15 protein-coding genes are annotated in these 15,753 nt (G+C 43.5%); 9 read left to right on the top strand and 6 right to left on the bottom strand.

The genetic code is table 11. The features are described 5' to 3' along the window. The first annotated feature begins 190 nt into the window (after positions 1–190). From PAHA3_RS09750 to PAHA3_RS09765, 4 genes are all read left to right on the top strand, one after another. Complete coding sequence (locus PAHA3_RS09750; protein ID WP_062834555.1) at positions 191–1,660, top strand: sensor histidine kinase; 1,470 nt, start codon at positions 191–193, stop codon at positions 1,658–1,660. Positions 1,661–1,666: 6 nt separating this feature from the next. Beyond that, on the top strand, positions 1,667–2,359 hold the full coding sequence (locus tag PAHA3_RS09755) for a response regulator transcription factor (protein WP_047843050.1): 693 nt from the start codon (positions 1,667–1,669) through the stop codon (positions 2,357–2,359). A gap of 119 nt (positions 2,360–2,478) precedes the next feature. Next, positions 2,479–3,987, top strand: coding sequence for an S-layer homology domain-containing protein (locus PAHA3_RS09760; protein ID WP_062834556.1), 1,509 nt, complete (start codon positions 2,479–2,481; stop codon positions 3,985–3,987). A 10-nt stretch (positions 3,988–3,997) separates the two neighbouring features. Beyond that, the gene (locus tag PAHA3_RS09765) at positions 3,998–4,702 is read left to right on the top strand and encodes an ankyrin repeat domain-containing protein (RefSeq protein WP_062834557.1); all 705 of its coding nucleotides are present in this window, start codon (positions 3,998–4,000) and stop codon (positions 4,700–4,702) included. A 190-nt stretch (positions 4,703–4,892) separates the two neighbouring features. Here PAHA3_RS09765 and PAHA3_RS09770 read toward each other — a convergent pair whose 3' ends face one another. Further along, positions 4,893–5,744: an aldo/keto reductase gene (locus PAHA3_RS09770; RefSeq protein ID WP_062834558.1), complete on the bottom strand. Its 852-nt coding sequence runs from the start codon at positions 5,742–5,744 to the stop codon at positions 4,893–4,895. Between the two features lie 177 nt (positions 5,745–5,921). On the opposite strand from PAHA3_RS09770, the gene PAHA3_RS30820 reads away from it, so the two are divergent. The 3 genes from PAHA3_RS30820 (at position 5,922) to PAHA3_RS09780 (ending at position 8,845) form a co-directional block, all read left to right on the top strand. Beyond that, positions 5,922–6,050: a DUF6254 family protein gene (locus tag PAHA3_RS30820; RefSeq protein ID WP_222126790.1), complete on the top strand. Its 129-nt coding sequence runs from the start codon at positions 5,922–5,924 to the stop codon at positions 6,048–6,050. A gap of 343 nt (positions 6,051–6,393) precedes the next feature. Then, on the top strand, positions 6,394–7,692 hold the full coding sequence (locus PAHA3_RS09775) for an NCS2 family permease (protein WP_062834559.1): 1,299 nt from the start codon (positions 6,394–6,396) through the stop codon (positions 7,690–7,692). A 157-nt stretch (positions 7,693–7,849) separates the two neighbouring features. After that, complete coding sequence (locus tag PAHA3_RS09780) at positions 7,850–8,845, top strand: alpha/beta hydrolase (RefSeq protein ID WP_062834560.1); 996 nt, start codon at positions 7,850–7,852, stop codon at positions 8,843–8,845. 54 nt (positions 8,846–8,899) lie between these two features. Here the strand turns inward: PAHA3_RS09780 and PAHA3_RS09785 are convergent, their stop codons facing one another. The 5 genes from PAHA3_RS09785 to PAHA3_RS09805 all read right to left on the bottom strand — a co-directional run bounded on the left by PAHA3_RS09785 (position 8,900) and on the right by PAHA3_RS09805 (position 14,287). Next, positions 8,900–9,832 carry a metal ABC transporter substrate-binding protein gene (locus PAHA3_RS09785; protein WP_062834561.1) on the bottom strand — a complete coding sequence of 311 codons (933 nt, stop codon included), beginning with the start codon at positions 9,830–9,832 and terminating at the stop codon, positions 8,900–8,902. Beyond that, positions 9,829–10,662 (bottom strand): metal ABC transporter permease, encoded by an 834-nt coding sequence (locus tag PAHA3_RS09790; protein ID WP_062836048.1) that lies wholly within the window; start codon positions 10,660–10,662, stop codon positions 9,829–9,831. Before PAHA3_RS09790 ends, PAHA3_RS09785 begins: the two co-directional genes overlap by 4 nt. 1 nt (position 10,663) lies before the next feature. Continuing rightward, positions 10,664–11,407 (bottom strand): metal ABC transporter ATP-binding protein, encoded by a 744-nt coding sequence (locus tag PAHA3_RS09795; protein WP_371327933.1) that lies wholly within the window; start codon positions 11,405–11,407, stop codon positions 10,664–10,666. 249 nt (positions 11,408–11,656) lie between these two features. Further along, positions 11,657–12,736 (bottom strand): glycosyltransferase family 61 protein, encoded by a 1,080-nt coding sequence (locus tag PAHA3_RS09800; RefSeq protein ID WP_167350866.1) that lies wholly within the window; start codon positions 12,734–12,736, stop codon positions 11,657–11,659. A 198-nt stretch (positions 12,737–12,934) separates the two neighbouring features. Next, complete coding sequence (locus tag PAHA3_RS09805) at positions 12,935–14,287, bottom strand: MATE family efflux transporter (protein WP_062834564.1); 1,353 nt, start codon at positions 14,285–14,287, stop codon at positions 12,935–12,937. A gap of 136 nt (positions 14,288–14,423) precedes the next feature. On the opposite strand from PAHA3_RS09805, the gene PAHA3_RS09810 reads away from it, so the two are divergent. Both PAHA3_RS09810 and PAHA3_RS30825 read left to right on the top strand, forming a co-directional pair. Then, positions 14,424–15,104 (top strand): TetR/AcrR family transcriptional regulator, encoded by a 681-nt coding sequence (locus PAHA3_RS09810; RefSeq protein ID WP_062834565.1) that lies wholly within the window; start codon positions 14,424–14,426, stop codon positions 15,102–15,104. Between the two features lie 368 nt (positions 15,105–15,472). Continuing rightward, positions 15,473–15,745 carry a DUF1565 domain-containing protein gene (locus tag PAHA3_RS30825; RefSeq protein ID WP_235599404.1) on the top strand — a complete coding sequence of 91 codons (273 nt, stop codon included), beginning with the start codon at positions 15,473–15,475 and terminating at the stop codon, positions 15,743–15,745. The last annotated feature ends 8 nt before the right edge of the window (positions 15,746–15,753 follow it).

The following is a 15,753-nucleotide window of genomic DNA, read 5'->3' on the forward strand; positions in this document are numbered from 1 at the left end:
ACTGTCAACATATAAAATGAAAAATGATGCTTTTGGCTCCGCTCAAACTAGCATTAAACGGTTCCATGCGGGGTAACCGAACCAACATAGCGAATGCGGAAGCACTTTTTTTAAAATATGGGCAATGGGATCGATCTTGTGTTAACATGTGCACTAACTAATCCAATTGCATGTTTAAGAAGGGGAACTTATGTCAATTCGAATCAAAATGCTGCTGTCTTTCACGGGCATGCTCGTTATAAGTCTGTTGTTCATCCTGCTTACGGCAAGCCTATACACGATTGCGGCTACGGGGGATCTGCAGAGTTTTCGCGATATCTACAAGGTGCATTATCAGATCAATCCACTGACTGAACAGGGAGAATCGATCTTTCAAGAGATGAAGTTTCTGGCCAAAAATGACCCGGACGACCTGCAGAACAAGATTTTGTTGCGTGAATATGACATGAAGCTTCGAGCTGAGAAGTCAGGACTCTACGTCAGACGGGAGAATAGTCAGATCTTCGAATCACTGACGTTTAACCAGCCAGAACTGAAGCAAGCACTGCCTGCCTATGACCTTAACAATTACCAGATTCGGAGCACCTTCAATATTGGTGAGCGATTCTACGCGTATGCGAAATTTGATTTTCAATATTCAGATGGGGAACGGGGGAGTATCTTCGTCATTCGTGAGAAAAGTCCCTTTGCGGAACTTACTCGCAAGCTGCTCCCTGTGATGTCACTCCTGCTTATCGGTGTCCTCATTATTACCAATCTGCTCTTGTTCCGCTGGATCACTCGTAGCTTCATTAAGCCTCTGAGTCAACTACGAAGTTCAGCCGAACATATTAAAGAGGGCAATCTATCCTTTCAGCTTCAGCTAAACTCCAATGACGAAGTTGGGCAACTCAGCGAAGCGTTTGAGAGCATGCGGAATCAATTGCAGCGCTCCTATGCGTTACGCCAACAGGACGAAGCGAACCGCAAAGAGCTCATCTCTAACATTTCGCATGATCTCCGTACGCCAATTACCAATATCAAAGGTTATATTGAGGGTATTCGTGACGGAGTGGCTAATACGCCTGAGAAAATGGAGAGTTACGTTAATATCATTCACTCCAAAGCAGTTAGCATGGACAAGCTGGTGGATGAACTGTTTTTGTATTCAAAGCTCGACTTAAACCAAGAGCCTTTCCTGTTCAAAACAGTTGATCTCGCTGATTTCCTTGAAGATAGCATTGAAGAGCTGAGATACGATCTGGAGGATAAAGGCGTTTCCTTAGAGTGGAATAATCAGGTGTCTGGTCCCGCTATGGCTGCTGTGGATCCAGAGAAGTTAAAACGTACCGTTGTTAATGTGGTCGATAATGCACTCAAATACATGGAGAATGAACACAAACAATTCGAGATTACACTTCAAGCTGATGAGACTTGGATTACGATGGCGTTTAAAGACAATGGCAGGGGAATAGCCGAAGAAGCACTACCTTTTATATTTGAACGCTTCTATCGTGCAGAACAATCCCGCAATTCCTCAACGGGCGGAAGTGGGCTCGGGCTGGCCATTGCCCGCCAAATCATTGATGGACATGGGGGCTTCATCTGGGCAGAAAGCCAGCCCAATGAGGGCACGAGCATATATATCAAACTGAAACGGCTGAATGAAGAGAGGGACTAATAAGTAATGGCAAACATCTTGATCATTGAAGACGAAACAACGATTGCGGAACTGGAACGGGATTATTTTGAGCTCAACGGATTTTCTGTGGATCTCTGCCATACTGGAGATGAAGGCCTGAAGCAAGCACTGGAGGGGGACTACAATCTGATCATTGTTGATCTGATGCTTCCGGGACTCGACGGTTTCGAATGTTGTAGACGCATTCGTGAGGTGAAGGAGGTGCCCATCCTTGTCGTTTCCGCGAAAAAGGAAGAAATCGATAAGATCCGGACGTTCAATCTGGGAGTTGATGACTTTATTACAAAACCGTTTAGCCCAAGTGAGTTGGTTGCACGAGCAAAGGCTCATTTGACCCGATACGAGAGACTGCTTGGCAAAAATAAACCAGCCGAGCAGGATGAAATCCACATTCGCGGGCTTCACATTGACAAAGGATCACGGCGCGTTTTCGTTAATGGCGAAGAGGTGGCGATTACAACGAAGGAGTTCGAGCTACTAGTCTTTCTTGCGAGTCATCCCAATCGTGTATTCAGCAAATCCGATCTGTTTGAGCGCATTTGGGGCATGGATTCCACCGGAGACATTGCAACGGTTACCGTCCATATTCGCAAACTGCGCGGGAAGCTGGAGACAGACCCCAAAAATCCGGAGTATATTGAAACCGTCTGGGGCGCAGGTTACCGGTTCACTGCATAAGTTTCGTGAAAATTTAGAGCCAGTTTATTTTTTGTTAATAACTTTGTCCTTGGGAGTTTCTTTTTGTCCTCTATTCTATAGATACAGGCAACTACAACCTATAGAGGAGGAATTCAACCATGAATTCTACAACCCGCAAAATCGCTACATTTCTAACTATAACTGCATTAGCTACAACAGTGTTCCCGTTAACTGCGAATCAAGTACATGCAGCTACATACGTTACTAACATTGCGGCAACAACCACACAGCTTACCCAACAACAGATTGAAGCTGCTATCAAGGATCTAAATAGCTTGGGGATCATGAACGGATATGCAGATCAATCCATGGGTGAACATCGAGCGATTACCCGTGCTGAACTAGCTTCATTGGTTTTCAAAACGTTTAATTTGGAGAGCAAGACGGGAGAAACCGTAGAACTAACAGATGTCAATCCCAATGCATGGTATGCGCCATATGCGTCAAAGCTGGTTGAACTCGGCATCATGCAGGCGAACGATGGACAATTCAATCCGCAAACTCAAGTGTCGGATGCTGAACTCGAACAGGTCGTATCTAAAGCGATGCAACGTGATGTAAAGTCTGTTCACCATTGGATGAGCGCGTTTTACTCCGAGAACGGTTCAGCAACCCGTGGCGAAACAGCGGTACTACTGCAAACTGCACACCAAGCTATTCCTTCGGAGCAAGCTCAGATTGAGAGCGTTCGATCGCTGAACGCCATTACGTTAATTGTAACTTTTGCCAAACCGCTGATAGCGGCTGATGAGGCTTTTGCCAAGGCACAAACGGACTTTGCGTTTAGTGGTGAACTGACGTTAACCAATATGCCCCGCTTGAAAACAGGGTCAATTGCAACTTACATCGTTCCAACGTCCGTTCAAGATGCTGGTGAAGTGTACAACCTGACTTACAAAGGCCAAGACGCTGGGTCCTTTGAAGGCAGTGGCACGAAAATAAACATGACAACGGCTAGTCAAGTAACGAATGATACATTCGAGATTGAAGCACTGCAAGTGAACGGTGTAGTGGATTATGGTTACATTATTTCGGCTTACAGCGGTGGTCGAGGAGCTAATGCATTCGTGCTGAATGATCAAGAGCTAGCAGGAGGCAAAACGGTTCAAATCATCTCTTCCATGCAAGCAAGACAAGTTGTAATTACGCCAGAAGGTGGCGAGCCGATCGTTGCCAGATATGTTCCGTTCACGCAATCCACAGATGGCAAACAAGAACCGAAGTTCCGTTTGCCTGAAGGACAAACACTGAAATCAGGTGTCACATATACGGTTTCTTCGGATTGGGCGAACATCGAGAATGCTTCATTTACGGCGAAATCGTTTGATGCACTAGTGATTGCAAGTGCTCAAGCAGTCAGCGAAACCTCCATTGAAGTTACGCTTGACCAGGACCCTGGGGATGAACTGTTTTCTGGTCGAAGTGTAACGTTAACTTCAGCTAGCGGGGATGTTCTGACGGCCACTTATAAATATTCAAGTCGAAAAGGTGCGACGGGTGTATTTGACCTAACGAATGATGGAAAGTTGACTCCGGGTACTACGTATACAATAAACCCAGTTGGGGATTGGAGTATCGCTTCTTCAGTCACCTTGACACTGGAGTAAAGGAGGCAGTATGAGTAAATCGCTGATCATCGTTGTCCTGATAAGCAGTATGTTGATCGTTCAAGGCTGCGTGCCTGAAATGAGAAACGACTCCAGTGTGGAGGAAAAGGCCATGACTTCAGCAGATGAGCAGCTGTTCAAGGCAGTAGAGGACAGCGATACTGAACGCATCGAACAAATGATTCAAGCAGGTGCCAATATCAATGCTCAAGGTCAGAGTGGACGAACCGCTACAATGATTGCAACCTACAATAATGATCTAACATCGGCTAAAGTGTTAATTGAAGCGGGGGCAGATGTGAATATACAGGACGATATGCAAAACACCCCGTTTCTGTATGCTGGCGCTGAAGGATACTTGGATATTTTGAAGCTGACAATCGAGGCGGGAGCGGACCCAGCGATAACGAATCGATATGGAGGGACAGCACTCATTCCAGCTTCGGAGCATGGATATGTGGATGTAGTGAAAGAACTACTGACTCAAACTTCGGTGGATGTGGACCATGTGAATCAATTGGGATGGACAGCACTACTCGAAGCAATCATTCTTAACGATGGCAATGTACAGCAGCAGGAGACGATACTATTACTCATTGAACACGGAGCAGATGTCAACATACCGGATCGTGATGGGATATCACCACTCAGTCACGCGAAGAATAAAGGCTTTAAGGAAATTGAAGAGATTTTGGTTGGGGCTGGTGCGAGGTAGCAATAGTTTAGGGTCAAAGAGATAAAACATAGAATGTTGAGTTTTCGGCGGGGAATGGGCCCGGTCCAGATCATCGTACCACACACAAAAGCCGCTATAATAGCGGCTTTTTGTAGTATAAAGAACCAAGTCCACATCCAAGCAAGAACAGGATTAGAACATACATTGTATTCAATTGGATGATATATATTTAGATATCCAGCTTGCGATTACTAATCCATTTCACCATTTCAGGATCGTTGTGTGAGAAGAACAGGCTTTGCTTAGTATCTAGCGCAGTAATCGACTCGATATCTTCGTGGCTTAATTCGAAATCAAAGATATTGAAGTTTTCAATAATTCTTTCTTTACGAACCGATTTTGGAATGACAACGACTTCTCTTTGGGTCAACCAGCGCAAAACCACCTGAGCAACCGATTTGTTGTACTTTTCACCTATAGATACCAGTACCTCATTCTGGAACAAGTCATTTTTCCCTTCAGCAAAAGGTGCCCAGGACTCGATCTGAACATTATTTTCTTTCATGAATTGTCCAGTTAAGATCTGTTGGTTGAAGGGATGCGTTTCGACCTGGTTTACAGCAGGAGTTACTTCGTTTTGCAGAATCAAATCGATCAGACGATCCGGCTGGAAGTTACTTACTCCGATTGCACGCACTTTTCCTTCACGATACAATTCCTCCATTGCACGCCAAGAGCCATGTACGTCTCCAAAAGGCTGATGAATTAAATATAAATCCAAATAGTCCAATTGCAATCGTTGCAAGGATTTCTCAAATGCTAATTTTGTACGTTCATAACCTGTATCCTGAACCCAAAGTTTCGTTGTAACAAATAATTCTTCTCTCGCCACACCGCTACGTTTAATGGCTCTACCAACGGCTTCCTCATTTAAATAAGAAGCGGCTGTATCAATGAGTCGGTAACCTGCCGATAGGGCATCTATAACACTTTGTTCACATTCGTTTGCATCTGCAATCTGAAACACGCCAAAGCCGAGGATCGGCATTTCAACACCATTATTTAAAGTTACTTTTTCCATGTATTTTCCCTCCAGTTATAGCATGTCTTTATTATGGCACTCCTGATCCAAAAACAGATATCTAATTTGTCTTATATGTTTGCCTAATCCTCTCAAAAAAAACACAGAATAAAGTTATTCAGGAATGACATCATAAAGAAGTAGTATATATCTCAATTCCAGAGGAGGATACCTTTTATGGCTAACCAGAAGAAACGAAAAGAAGCTGCCTGGAAGTCACGAAAGCAAGAACAGCATCCCCATGGTAAAATCAAATCGCTAAAAGAATTGTCCAGCGAATATGAAGAGAAACATACTACAAGTTAAGCAAAAGACTGTCGGAGAACATACCGGCAGTCTTTCTTTACCTTTATAGATAACATGTGATTTCCCGTTCTAAAAACGAATGAACAACACTTGGAATATCCATATAGTTCGTAAATAACTGTGAACAAATCGTTAATTCGTTGACATTACATGTTATTTTTATTAGAATACGAAATGGACTTCAGGTTAAAACAGATATGGGTATCCTTAGTTTTGGTTTAGACTTAGCTGTTAAATCCTAACGACGAATATAGGAGCGATAATATTACAATCCTATATGAAGATTAGGATTTTTTGTTTTTAGCTTTGGAGTACAATTTGAAGGTTGGAGGCTGGCTTTACCATGGACAATTGGTTCAAACTTAAAGAACGAGGCACGAGCATCCCTACAGAAATTATCGCAGGGGTTACAACATTCTTCACAATGGTATACATAGTTATCGTAAACCCAGGAATACTCAGCAGTACGGGCATGGACTTTAACGGAGTATTCATAGCAACGGTACTGGCAAGTATTGTCGGAACTCTGATTATGGGGCTATGGTCCAATTATCCGATCGTCATTGCGCCGGGTATGGGTCTGAATGCATTCTTTGCCTATAGTGTAGTTGCCGGATATGGCGTGTCTTGGCAGGTTGCACTGGGAGCTGTATTTATAGCAGGTATTTTGTTTATTATTTTATCGCTTACTTCATTCCGTTACATGTTGCTTGATGCAATTCCCGCAAGTTTAAAACATGCAATAACAGCAGGGATCGGGTTGTTTATTACAACGGTAGGTCTGCAAAATGCCGGCATTATTGCCGATTCAGAATCGAATTTGATTACGATCGGGAACTTGGCAGAGCCAATGACTTATCTGACCATTATCGGATTGATTATCACCGTTGTGCTGATGGCTTATAATGTGAAAGGTTACTTGTTCATCGGCATGGTCGTTACAGCGATACTTGCCTGGATCATGGGACTATTCCAAATGCCGGAATCGATTGTATCCATGCCGCAAGGCCTCGCGTCAACGGCTCTGCAACTGGATCTCGCAGGCATATTCTCGAATGGCTTGTATACGATCATATTTACGTTCCTGCTGATCACACTGTTTGATACGACGGGCACGATGCTCGGCGTTGCTGAACAAGCAGGATTACTGAAGGAAGGTAAATTCCCACGCTCGCGTGGCGCACTATTGGCAGATGCGGTAGGAACAACCAGCGGTGCTTTGCTCGGAACAAGTCCAACATCGGCTTACATCGAATCCAGCACAGGGGTAGCTGCAGGGGGAAGAACGGGACTGACGGCGGTAACGGTAAGTGTGCTGCTTGCGCTGACGTTGTTCTTCACACCGATCGTAAGTGTAATTTCAAGCATTCCGGCGATTACTTCTCCGGCACTGATCATTGTTGGGTACTTTATGATTAACGTTATCAGCAAAATCAAATGGGATGATCTCGAAGAAGCATTTCCGGCCTTCCTGATTATCATCCTTACTCCGTTGACGCATAGTATTGCGACAGGTATCGGCGTAGGCTTCATCTTCTATCCGGTACTCAAGCTGCTTCGTGGAAAAGGTAAAGATGTCCATCCGATATTCTACATTTTTGCGGTATTGTTCTTCATTCAGCTTGTATTCCTGGACCACTAAAATGGTCTAATCAAAAAGAGAACTGCTCTAAACAAGCAGCTCTCTTTTTTTGTTTGTTCATATTCAGTTCATATTCCCGTCACGAAGGGTACATCTTCCATGGTTACACTATACCTATGTCGCAAGAGCGGCTCTACAGATATAAAGACAGGAGAAGATGGATGTGGCAAAAACAGTAGATATAACAACAACGGGGACTAAGGGCCGTAAAAAACGGAACTTATGGTTAAAAATAATTGGAGGTATTGTCGGCGCGCTGGTGCTATTCATGGGCATCACGTTTGTCGTTCATACAATCAGTAATGGGATCGAGAAGAAGAAAATTGAATCGTATGGCCAATATGTTAATGTCGATGGGAAAAATATGAATGTGTCCATTCAAGGCAGCGGGGAACAAACCATTGTGCTTTTGCCTGGACAAGGAACCCCGTCACCTGTACTTGATTTCAAATTATTAATCGATGAATTAACTTCTGATTATAAAGTTGTAGCGATCGAGCCCTTCGGTTATGGATTAAGCGACCAAACCGAGACGGAGAGAACAACGGAGAATATCGTCAGCGAAATTCATGAAGCTGTACAGCAGCTCGGCATTGATCGTTATATTCTGATGGGGCATTCTATCACTGGATTATACGCGGCGACTTATGTGAATACGTATCCGGATGAAGTTTCTGCTTTTGTCGGGATCGATAGCAGTGTTCCAAATCAACCCGGCATGGATGTTAAATTACCTTTGAACTTAATGAAGTTCCTGCAAAAATCAGGTCTAATGAGAGTGATTCAAAAAGTGAGCGGAGATTCCTATAAATCACTTGCATACGATGAACATACCAAAGAACAGATGAAGTTGATCGCGAATCAAGTCTCGACGAATCCGACACTGATCGATGAGCTTAAACACCTGGGTTCCAATTTCAAAAATGGAGAAAAACTCACTTACCCTCGTGATCTGCCGATGCTTCTCTTTGTACAATCTAATAACGAGCACAATCCACAGTGGATTCCGCTACATGAAGAACAAGTGAAACAATCGGCACAGGGCAAAATGATCCCAATGGAGGGATCACATTACCTGCATCATACGATATTCAAAGAAATTGCCGAGGAATTTAAATCATACATGAAACAAATTCAACCGAATAGTAATTAGTTTTAATAAAAAACATAGAAAAACGAGTCACCTCAAGGTGACCCGTTTTTTTATTTACTGCGACAAACCTTCTGTTACTTTGTCGATGTTCCATTTGACCATGGTGATGTATGTGTCTCCATCTTCGCCCTTTTTAGCCAGGGAGTCTGTGAAGATTTTTGAGTGAATAGGGGCACCTGTCTCAGTAGATACCGTCTCCATCGTCTTGGGATTAACGCTGGTTTCTACAAACAGAGCTGGAATCTGGTTGGTTCTGATAATATCAATAATCCGGTTCATCTGATCAGGCGTACCTTGGCTATCCGTATTGATTTCCCAGATATATGCCGCTTCAAAGCCGTAAGCCTTGGAGAAATACTTGAATGCACCTTCACTTGTTACCAGAATCCGCTTATCCGCGGGAACTTTGGCAATTTGATCTTTGGCATACTGATCGGCTTCCTCTAATTTGGTAACATAGGCAGCTTGGTTGTCCAAATAATACTGCTCATTTTCCGGATCTTTCTCAATGATCCGCTTCGTAATGATGTCCACATACTTGATTCCGTTTTGAATGTCTAGCCAAGCGTGTGGATCTTCCTGCGTTTCTTTGCCTGCTTCGCTAAGATACATTGGTGTTACTTCTTCCGAAACTACGAACGCAGCGTCCGTTTTGTTAGTAACCTTCAGGAGATCCTGGAACCAACCTTTTCCCGTCTCAAGGTTAAGTCCGTTATAGAAGACCAGATCTGCCTCTGATATTTTTTTCGTATCTTGTGGCAAAGGGTCATACATGTGTGGATCGGTTCCAATGGGAACCATGCTGTATACTTCGGCTTTGTCACCTGCAACATTCTCTACCATATCCGCAATAACGGAATATGTAGCTACAATCTTTAATTTATCCTCTGGAGTGGTCGATGCCTCCGTGCTATTGGATGTTGTATCGGAACACGCAGATAGAATAACCATAAGGGCAATAAAAACACCAATCATTTGTTTTTTCATTGTGCTTTCAATCCTTTCTTAAAAAAGTTGTTTTTCGGAGACAGAATAAACGAAATGGCGAAACCACTCACACCAACAAGGACAATTGTTGCACTCGTCGGCAGGTTGAATTCAAAACTAAGTATTACGCCAACGACTCCGGATACTGCTCCGTAGATCGAAGCAAAGATGATCATGTGAAGCAATTTGTTAGTCCATAGATAGGAGGTCGCTGCTGGTATAACAAGCATCGCAATGACCAGTACAATCCCCACTTGGGACAGGGAAGAGACGGTAACGACGGAGAGTAGAAGCATGAGCAAGTAATGATAAAAGTTGGTGTTCAATCCGTACGCTTTTGACACGACCGGATCAAACGAACTGATCAACAACTCCTTGTAGAACAAGGATACAACAGCGATTACGGCAAGCATGATGATAAAGGACTGCGCCAATTCTGACTGCGGAACCGCCAAAATGTTACCGAACAGAATATGTGTTAAGTCCAGACCGCTTTTCGCAAACGTAATGAGAACGATGCCTAATGCGAAGAATGAGCTCAAAACAATGCCGATAGACGTATCGCTTTTAATCGTGCTGCGGTTGGTGATAAATTGAATCAGAATCGCTGCAATGAGTCCGAACACTGACGCGCCGAGCAGTACGTTGATCCCCAAGATGTAGGATATGGCTACTCCAGGCAAAACAGCGTGTGACAACGCATCACCCATCAACGACATTTTCCGAAGCACGATAAAGCTGCCGAGTACCCCTGATACAATCCCCAATATTATCGCAGATAGACCTGCGTTCAGTGCATACACCGGAATATCAAGCCATGTTGACAACATGTTAATCATTCTGAACATCTCCCAACCCTTTAATCTGGATATTACCTAGAGATGATCCATATGCGGCTTGTATGTTCTCTGTTGTAAACGTGCTAGATACGTCTCCAAAAGCAACCAGTTTTTTGTTGAGAATGATGATCTTGTCAAAATACTCTTCAACCTCATGCAAGTCATGGTGAACAATTAAGATTGTTTTTCCTTGCTCCCGAAGATTCTTCAGCAGATCCACAATGATTCTTTCACTCACGAGATCAATACCTACAAAGGGTTCATCCAGGAAGAAGATATCTGCCTGCTGGGCGAGCGCCCTTGCAATGAATACCCGCTGCAGTTGTCCCCCGGAGAGGTTGCTAATTTGTTTGTTCGCCAGATCAGCGATATCCACCAGTTCCATACAGTGGTCCACGTAGGCTTTTTCTTTTTTTCCCGGTCTTTGAAAAAGCTTCAGCTTAGGGTACGTTCCTGTCAGGATCGTGTCCCGTACCGTGATGGGAAAAGTCAGATCAACATCGCTTTTCTGTGGTACATATGCGATGTTCTTTTTTTCCTGAGCAATCGCGGTGCCGTTAACGGTAACGTTACCCGTACGTTTCTTGATGACGCCCAATAAAGATTTGATGAACGTCGATTTTCCCGCTCCATTAGGTCCAATGATGCCGATCGTGAATCCGAGTGGAATATCGATATCTACATTTTGAAGCGCAGGATTACCAAAGTAATCCACATTCAGTTGACTGATTTGTATCATGGTTCTTCGCCCCTTCAAACGTTGACTCTATTAAAATATATTTCCTTAGTATAAAAAACATTCGCAAGCGCTAGTTTGTTTCCTCAGGGAAACTTTATTTCCTTAATCAATATATTATTGAGTCGGGCTTTTTGTCAACCACAAAATATTTTGTGAAGACAACGATTGAATCACAACGTATGGCTTTTATGGCATAACAAAAACCCTTCTATAGTTTCATGAAAAGAAGAGAAGGGCTGATGCTGATCATTTATGATGTGTTACTCCAGCTAAACAAAGAGTTTGTTCCAGTCGATCCAGATCCACGGAGAAGTCTTCCAATCCCGAAAAACGGTCCTGTCTCGTCCCGTCCTCTTGCCCATAGATCATATAATAATCAAGTTTGTTATGGTTGCTGATCATCCAATACGTAGGTACTATATGCCGGATATGAAAAATTTCGATAACTAGGGTTCCTTTACTGCAAAAAGCAAGATTGGCCAGTCCCGCTCCGTGCGATGAAACGATTGCTCGTGCAGAAGCAAACAACTGAACTTGCTGTGCTACGGTCCAATCCTCCAGACAAACAGGAACAAACCCGTAGGCCTCCAAATGCCGTATGACTTCATCCTCATTAGTTATTCGTCGAGCAGAGGCTTTGCTCCGAGATATGAAAATGCGAACAGAAGAATGGAGTGTTGTATCACGCCCGGGTAACATAAACGTCCGAAGGATAGCTGTTGTCCAAGGTGGATAATGGGAATTCATCATTAGGGAAGGCACGACCAATCGATCAGCCTGATACTCCAAATCTTCTCTAGTACAAATCACTGTCGATTCTGATACGCCAAACATAGATAACGTTTCTTTCACAAAATATCCATGAGGATTCGGATTCATAATCAGGGATTCAAAAGGAACATTTAACATCCGAAGCATACCCAGTCGAGGCAGAACATCATATAACCAATGAAAATAATTATGACTCCCGCAAAAAGTCAAAACCGCAGCAGTCCCATGCAGATGATGATGTTCCTGTGCCTTCCTCCGATGCAAGGCGGGGTGTTCTTCCAGTGTCATCATTCTGTTATGTCGTCCATCGTATTCCGGAGAAAGGTCGAAGATCAGTTTTCCGTCGGGTGTCAGGATCGCACCTGATGTTCCCCACACACGCCCATTCGATATGTATGCAACATATCCGCCTTCAGGATGAAGGGTATAGGGCATCAAATAACGGTGAATCTCCGTTTCAAGGGTTTTCGGAAGCTTGAATTCAGCGGCTTCGCCAAAATCAAAAGGGTCAATTTTTTCTTCGCCGCCGGGAGAAACGGAAGTAATCCATTCCATAATGTCTCTATAGAAACCGAACTTTTTTGGACTCTTTTCTGTCGATTTAGCGTTACTGCACATATCATTCACTCTTTGTCCCTCCATGACCCTTGTTACTATGATGCTAAGTTATGCAAACAGTACTCAAAGGGGACGAAGATGGGGATATAGGTATCGAACTTGATGACGTAGTTGTTCTTATTACCATTTGCACAATTACTGTACCAAATGTTCCAGATCCGGCTGCAATTTGTTTCGCAGAACATATAGCATGATGGCACCAACAAGGAACGCGACGGCATCAGCAATGACAAGTGACCAGATCACTCCATGAAAGCCGTTTGTTTGATTAGCGATATACAATACAGGAATTAGCGTAATTCCTTGAATGATGGACATTATAAACGCGGCGGTTCCTTGGGCTGTTGCTTGGAAGATCCCCATAAACAAAGAAGTCATTCCTGTAATGAACAAAGATAAGAAGGTCACATGAAGAATGTAGCTACCCATTTCTATTAATTGTGGGTCAGTCGTAAATAAACCAATCAAGTGGTCGGAGATCAGATAGACGATAACGCCGAACACGACGGCCAACCCCATAATAGATTTGATCGTAAATCCAATGGTTTGTTTCATGCGTAATTTATTCGCGGTAAATGAGAAGGCAATCAACGGCACGACTCCCTCGCACAAGCCCATCAGAATAAACTCGGGAAATTGCAATAAACGTGATGAAATTCCATATCCCGCTATAGCCTGATCGCCATATTCGCTAAGAAAAAGGTTAAGAATAAGCGACATCGCACCCAAGAAAACACTCATAACAAAGACGGGAACTCCGATTTTGAATACGTTGCTCAGAATGTCCTTGGAAACCTTGAACCATTTTAGGGAGACGGTTAAGAATTGACTCTTATAACTCATATGGAAAGCGTAGAATGCACTCGCAACCAAGTTAGAGATGACCGTAGCAGATGCAACTCCGATCACGCCCCAATGAAAGACAAAAATGAATATCGCATCAAGAATAATATTTATAGCAACACTGAGAATCATACCGATCATCGACGTGATTGCTGAACCTTCTGAGCGCACAATATTCTCCAGCGTGAAGAATAATATGACAAATGGTGAACCAATCAGCATAACCGTGACATAGTCTTTCGTAAATCCGAAGGACTCAGGCGTTGCCCCCAGCCCATGAACGATTGGCTCGATCAATGGGAGGCCCACAGCAATCACGATAAGTCCGAGAACTAAGCTGCTGTAAAAGGCAAATGAGGATACATGCTTCAGATCATCAGCCTTTTTCTCACCTAACAAACGAGAGATGAATGTACCGCTGCCGATGCCAATTAAGTTGCCAAGCGCCATAATGACCGCAAATAACGGCAACGTTAGTGCGAGTGCGGTTAACATGGCTGTATTCCCCAGTGTGCCAAGGAAATAGGCATTCAAGATGGAATAGATGACACTCATTGAGGTGCCTAGCATCATTGGAACAGCAAAGTGGGCTACGGCTTTGGCGATTGGTGCTTTTTCAAAGTAATGGAGGTTTTCTGCATCCATGTGAGTCACTACTTTCTTCGTTAATATTGATCTAATCTAACACCGTTAGATTGAAACTTACAGTGTTAGATGTTATCATGAACCTATGAACCTGTAAAGCACAAACTTACACTGTTAGATAAAAGGGCGGATATCGATGAAAAAACAGCAGCCTCAGATTTCGGAAGATAAGATTTTGGAAACTTCGTGGGAGCTTTTGGCGGAGGAAGGCATCGAGAAATTCAGCATGAGACGATTGGCCGACAAGCTGGGGATTCAGGCTCCATCTCTATACTGGTACTTCAAGAGCAAGCAGACACTCTATCAACGGCTGGCCAACCAGATATCAAAAATTATTTTGGACGAGTTTCAGTCTGAAGGGGACTGGAAGGAACAGATGGAGGGGCTTGCGATCACCGTAAGGAGCGTGCTCAGCCGATACCCGTGTTCCACACAGCTCATGATGATGACGCTGCCCCACGAGCCGGATATGATCCGGTTCACCAACCGCATGCTGCTTTGTATGGAATCAACGCCATTAGAGCAAGAGCAGAAATTACAGGCCGTTCTCACGCTTGTGAACTATGTATTCTATTTCGTACTGGACGATTATCAGCATCAGCGCAATATCTCTGCTGTTCTTAAGGACCAGGAAGCACTTCAGGGTGAAGAGATGATCAGCCTCCTGGACTCTATGAGTGAGAAGGAAGCTGGACTATTCAGCAGGATGTATAAGAATGGTCTGTTTGAGGTGATGGGGACCGACGGAGCGTTTGAGTTCGGCTTGAAGCTGATTCTGTTGGGCATCGAACAAGTGATAAAGGAAGAAGAGAAGTAGAAGCTCATCGGATTCAAATGAATGGTATGATCCCCTTAAGGTAGACAGTGGGAAAAGAGAACATTTTAGAATGATCTCAACCCTGTAAACCGGAGGGGATTTTTGTTATACGAGGAGGACAGCTGGCTTTCGAGAGCAGTGTTCGAAAACAAATATCATGTCATGGGTAAGAAAATAGTCCCACAGAATGGGCTTACATATCATAGACTTTGCACAAAAAATCAATATATCTTAGATGGCGTGACGTTATGATCAATTGACGACAAAGAAAAATAAGGAAAACTTCCTATAAAGAAGGAGTTATAAATCAGCGATATAATAAAAGGAAACTTGTTCAACTATTCTATTGATGTGGGGAGATTTTTTTAGTGAAGAAAGTGGCTAGTTTATTAGTGATTGGTTGCATGTTTACAGCATTGTTTATGACATTTTCTGTTTATGCGGCCGGAAGTTCAAACATCTATTATATTGCTTCAACGGGTAGTGATACGAATGCAGGCACCAAAAATGCACCATTTAAAAGTATAACAAGAGCACAGTCAGCGGCATCTTCTGGAGATACAGTATACATTCGAGGAGGAGTGTACGACGATTTTGAGATGCAAGAATCGACAACACTTATAATTACGTACATGATATAACAAAGAGC

It is taken from the genome of Paenibacillus amylolyticus (assembly GCF_001570725.1).
Taxonomy (GTDB): Bacteria; Bacillota; Bacilli; order Paenibacillales; family Paenibacillaceae; genus Paenibacillus; species Paenibacillus amylolyticus_A.

Bases quoted from the DNA above. Each gene is read 5' to 3' on its own strand.
- PAHA3_RS09800 (WP_167350866.1), bottom strand. From the start codon at position 12,736: ATGGAATGGATTACTTCCGTTTCTCCCGGCGGCGAAGAAAAAATTGAC.
- PAHA3_RS09765 (WP_062834557.1), top strand. From the start codon at position 3,998: ATGAGTAAATCGCTGATCATCGTTGTCCTGATAAGCAGTATGTTGATC.
- PAHA3_RS30820 (WP_222126790.1), top strand. From the start codon at position 5,922: ATGGCTAACCAGAAGAAACGAAAAGAAGCTGCCTGGAAGTCACGAAAG.
- PAHA3_RS09755 (WP_047843050.1), top strand. From the start codon at position 1,667: ATGGCAAACATCTTGATCATTGAAGACGAAACAACGATTGCGGAACTG.
- PAHA3_RS09780 (WP_062834560.1), top strand. From the start codon at position 7,850: ATGGATGTGGCAAAAACAGTAGATATAACAACAACGGGGACTAAGGGC.
- PAHA3_RS09770 (WP_062834558.1), bottom strand. From the start codon at position 5,744: ATGGAAAAAGTAACTTTAAATAATGGTGTTGAAATGCCGATCCTCGGC.
- PAHA3_RS09805 (WP_062834564.1), bottom strand. From the start codon at position 14,287: ATGGATGCAGAAAACCTCCATTACTTTGAAAAAGCACCAATCGCCAAA.
- PAHA3_RS09790 (WP_062836048.1), bottom strand. From the start codon at position 10,662: ATGTTGTCAACATGGCTTGATATTCCGGTGTATGCACTGAACGCAGGT.
- PAHA3_RS09775 (WP_062834559.1), top strand. From the start codon at position 6,394: ATGGACAATTGGTTCAAACTTAAAGAACGAGGCACGAGCATCCCTACA.
- PAHA3_RS09785 (WP_062834561.1), bottom strand. From the start codon at position 9,832: ATGAAAAAACAAATGATTGGTGTTTTTATTGCCCTTATGGTTATTCTA.
- PAHA3_RS09810 (WP_062834565.1), top strand. From the start codon at position 14,424: ATGAAAAAACAGCAGCCTCAGATTTCGGAAGATAAGATTTTGGAAACT.
- PAHA3_RS09750 (WP_062834555.1), top strand. From the start codon at position 191: ATGTCAATTCGAATCAAAATGCTGCTGTCTTTCACGGGCATGCTCGTT.
- PAHA3_RS09760 (WP_062834556.1), top strand. From the start codon at position 2,479: ATGAATTCTACAACCCGCAAAATCGCTACATTTCTAACTATAACTGCA.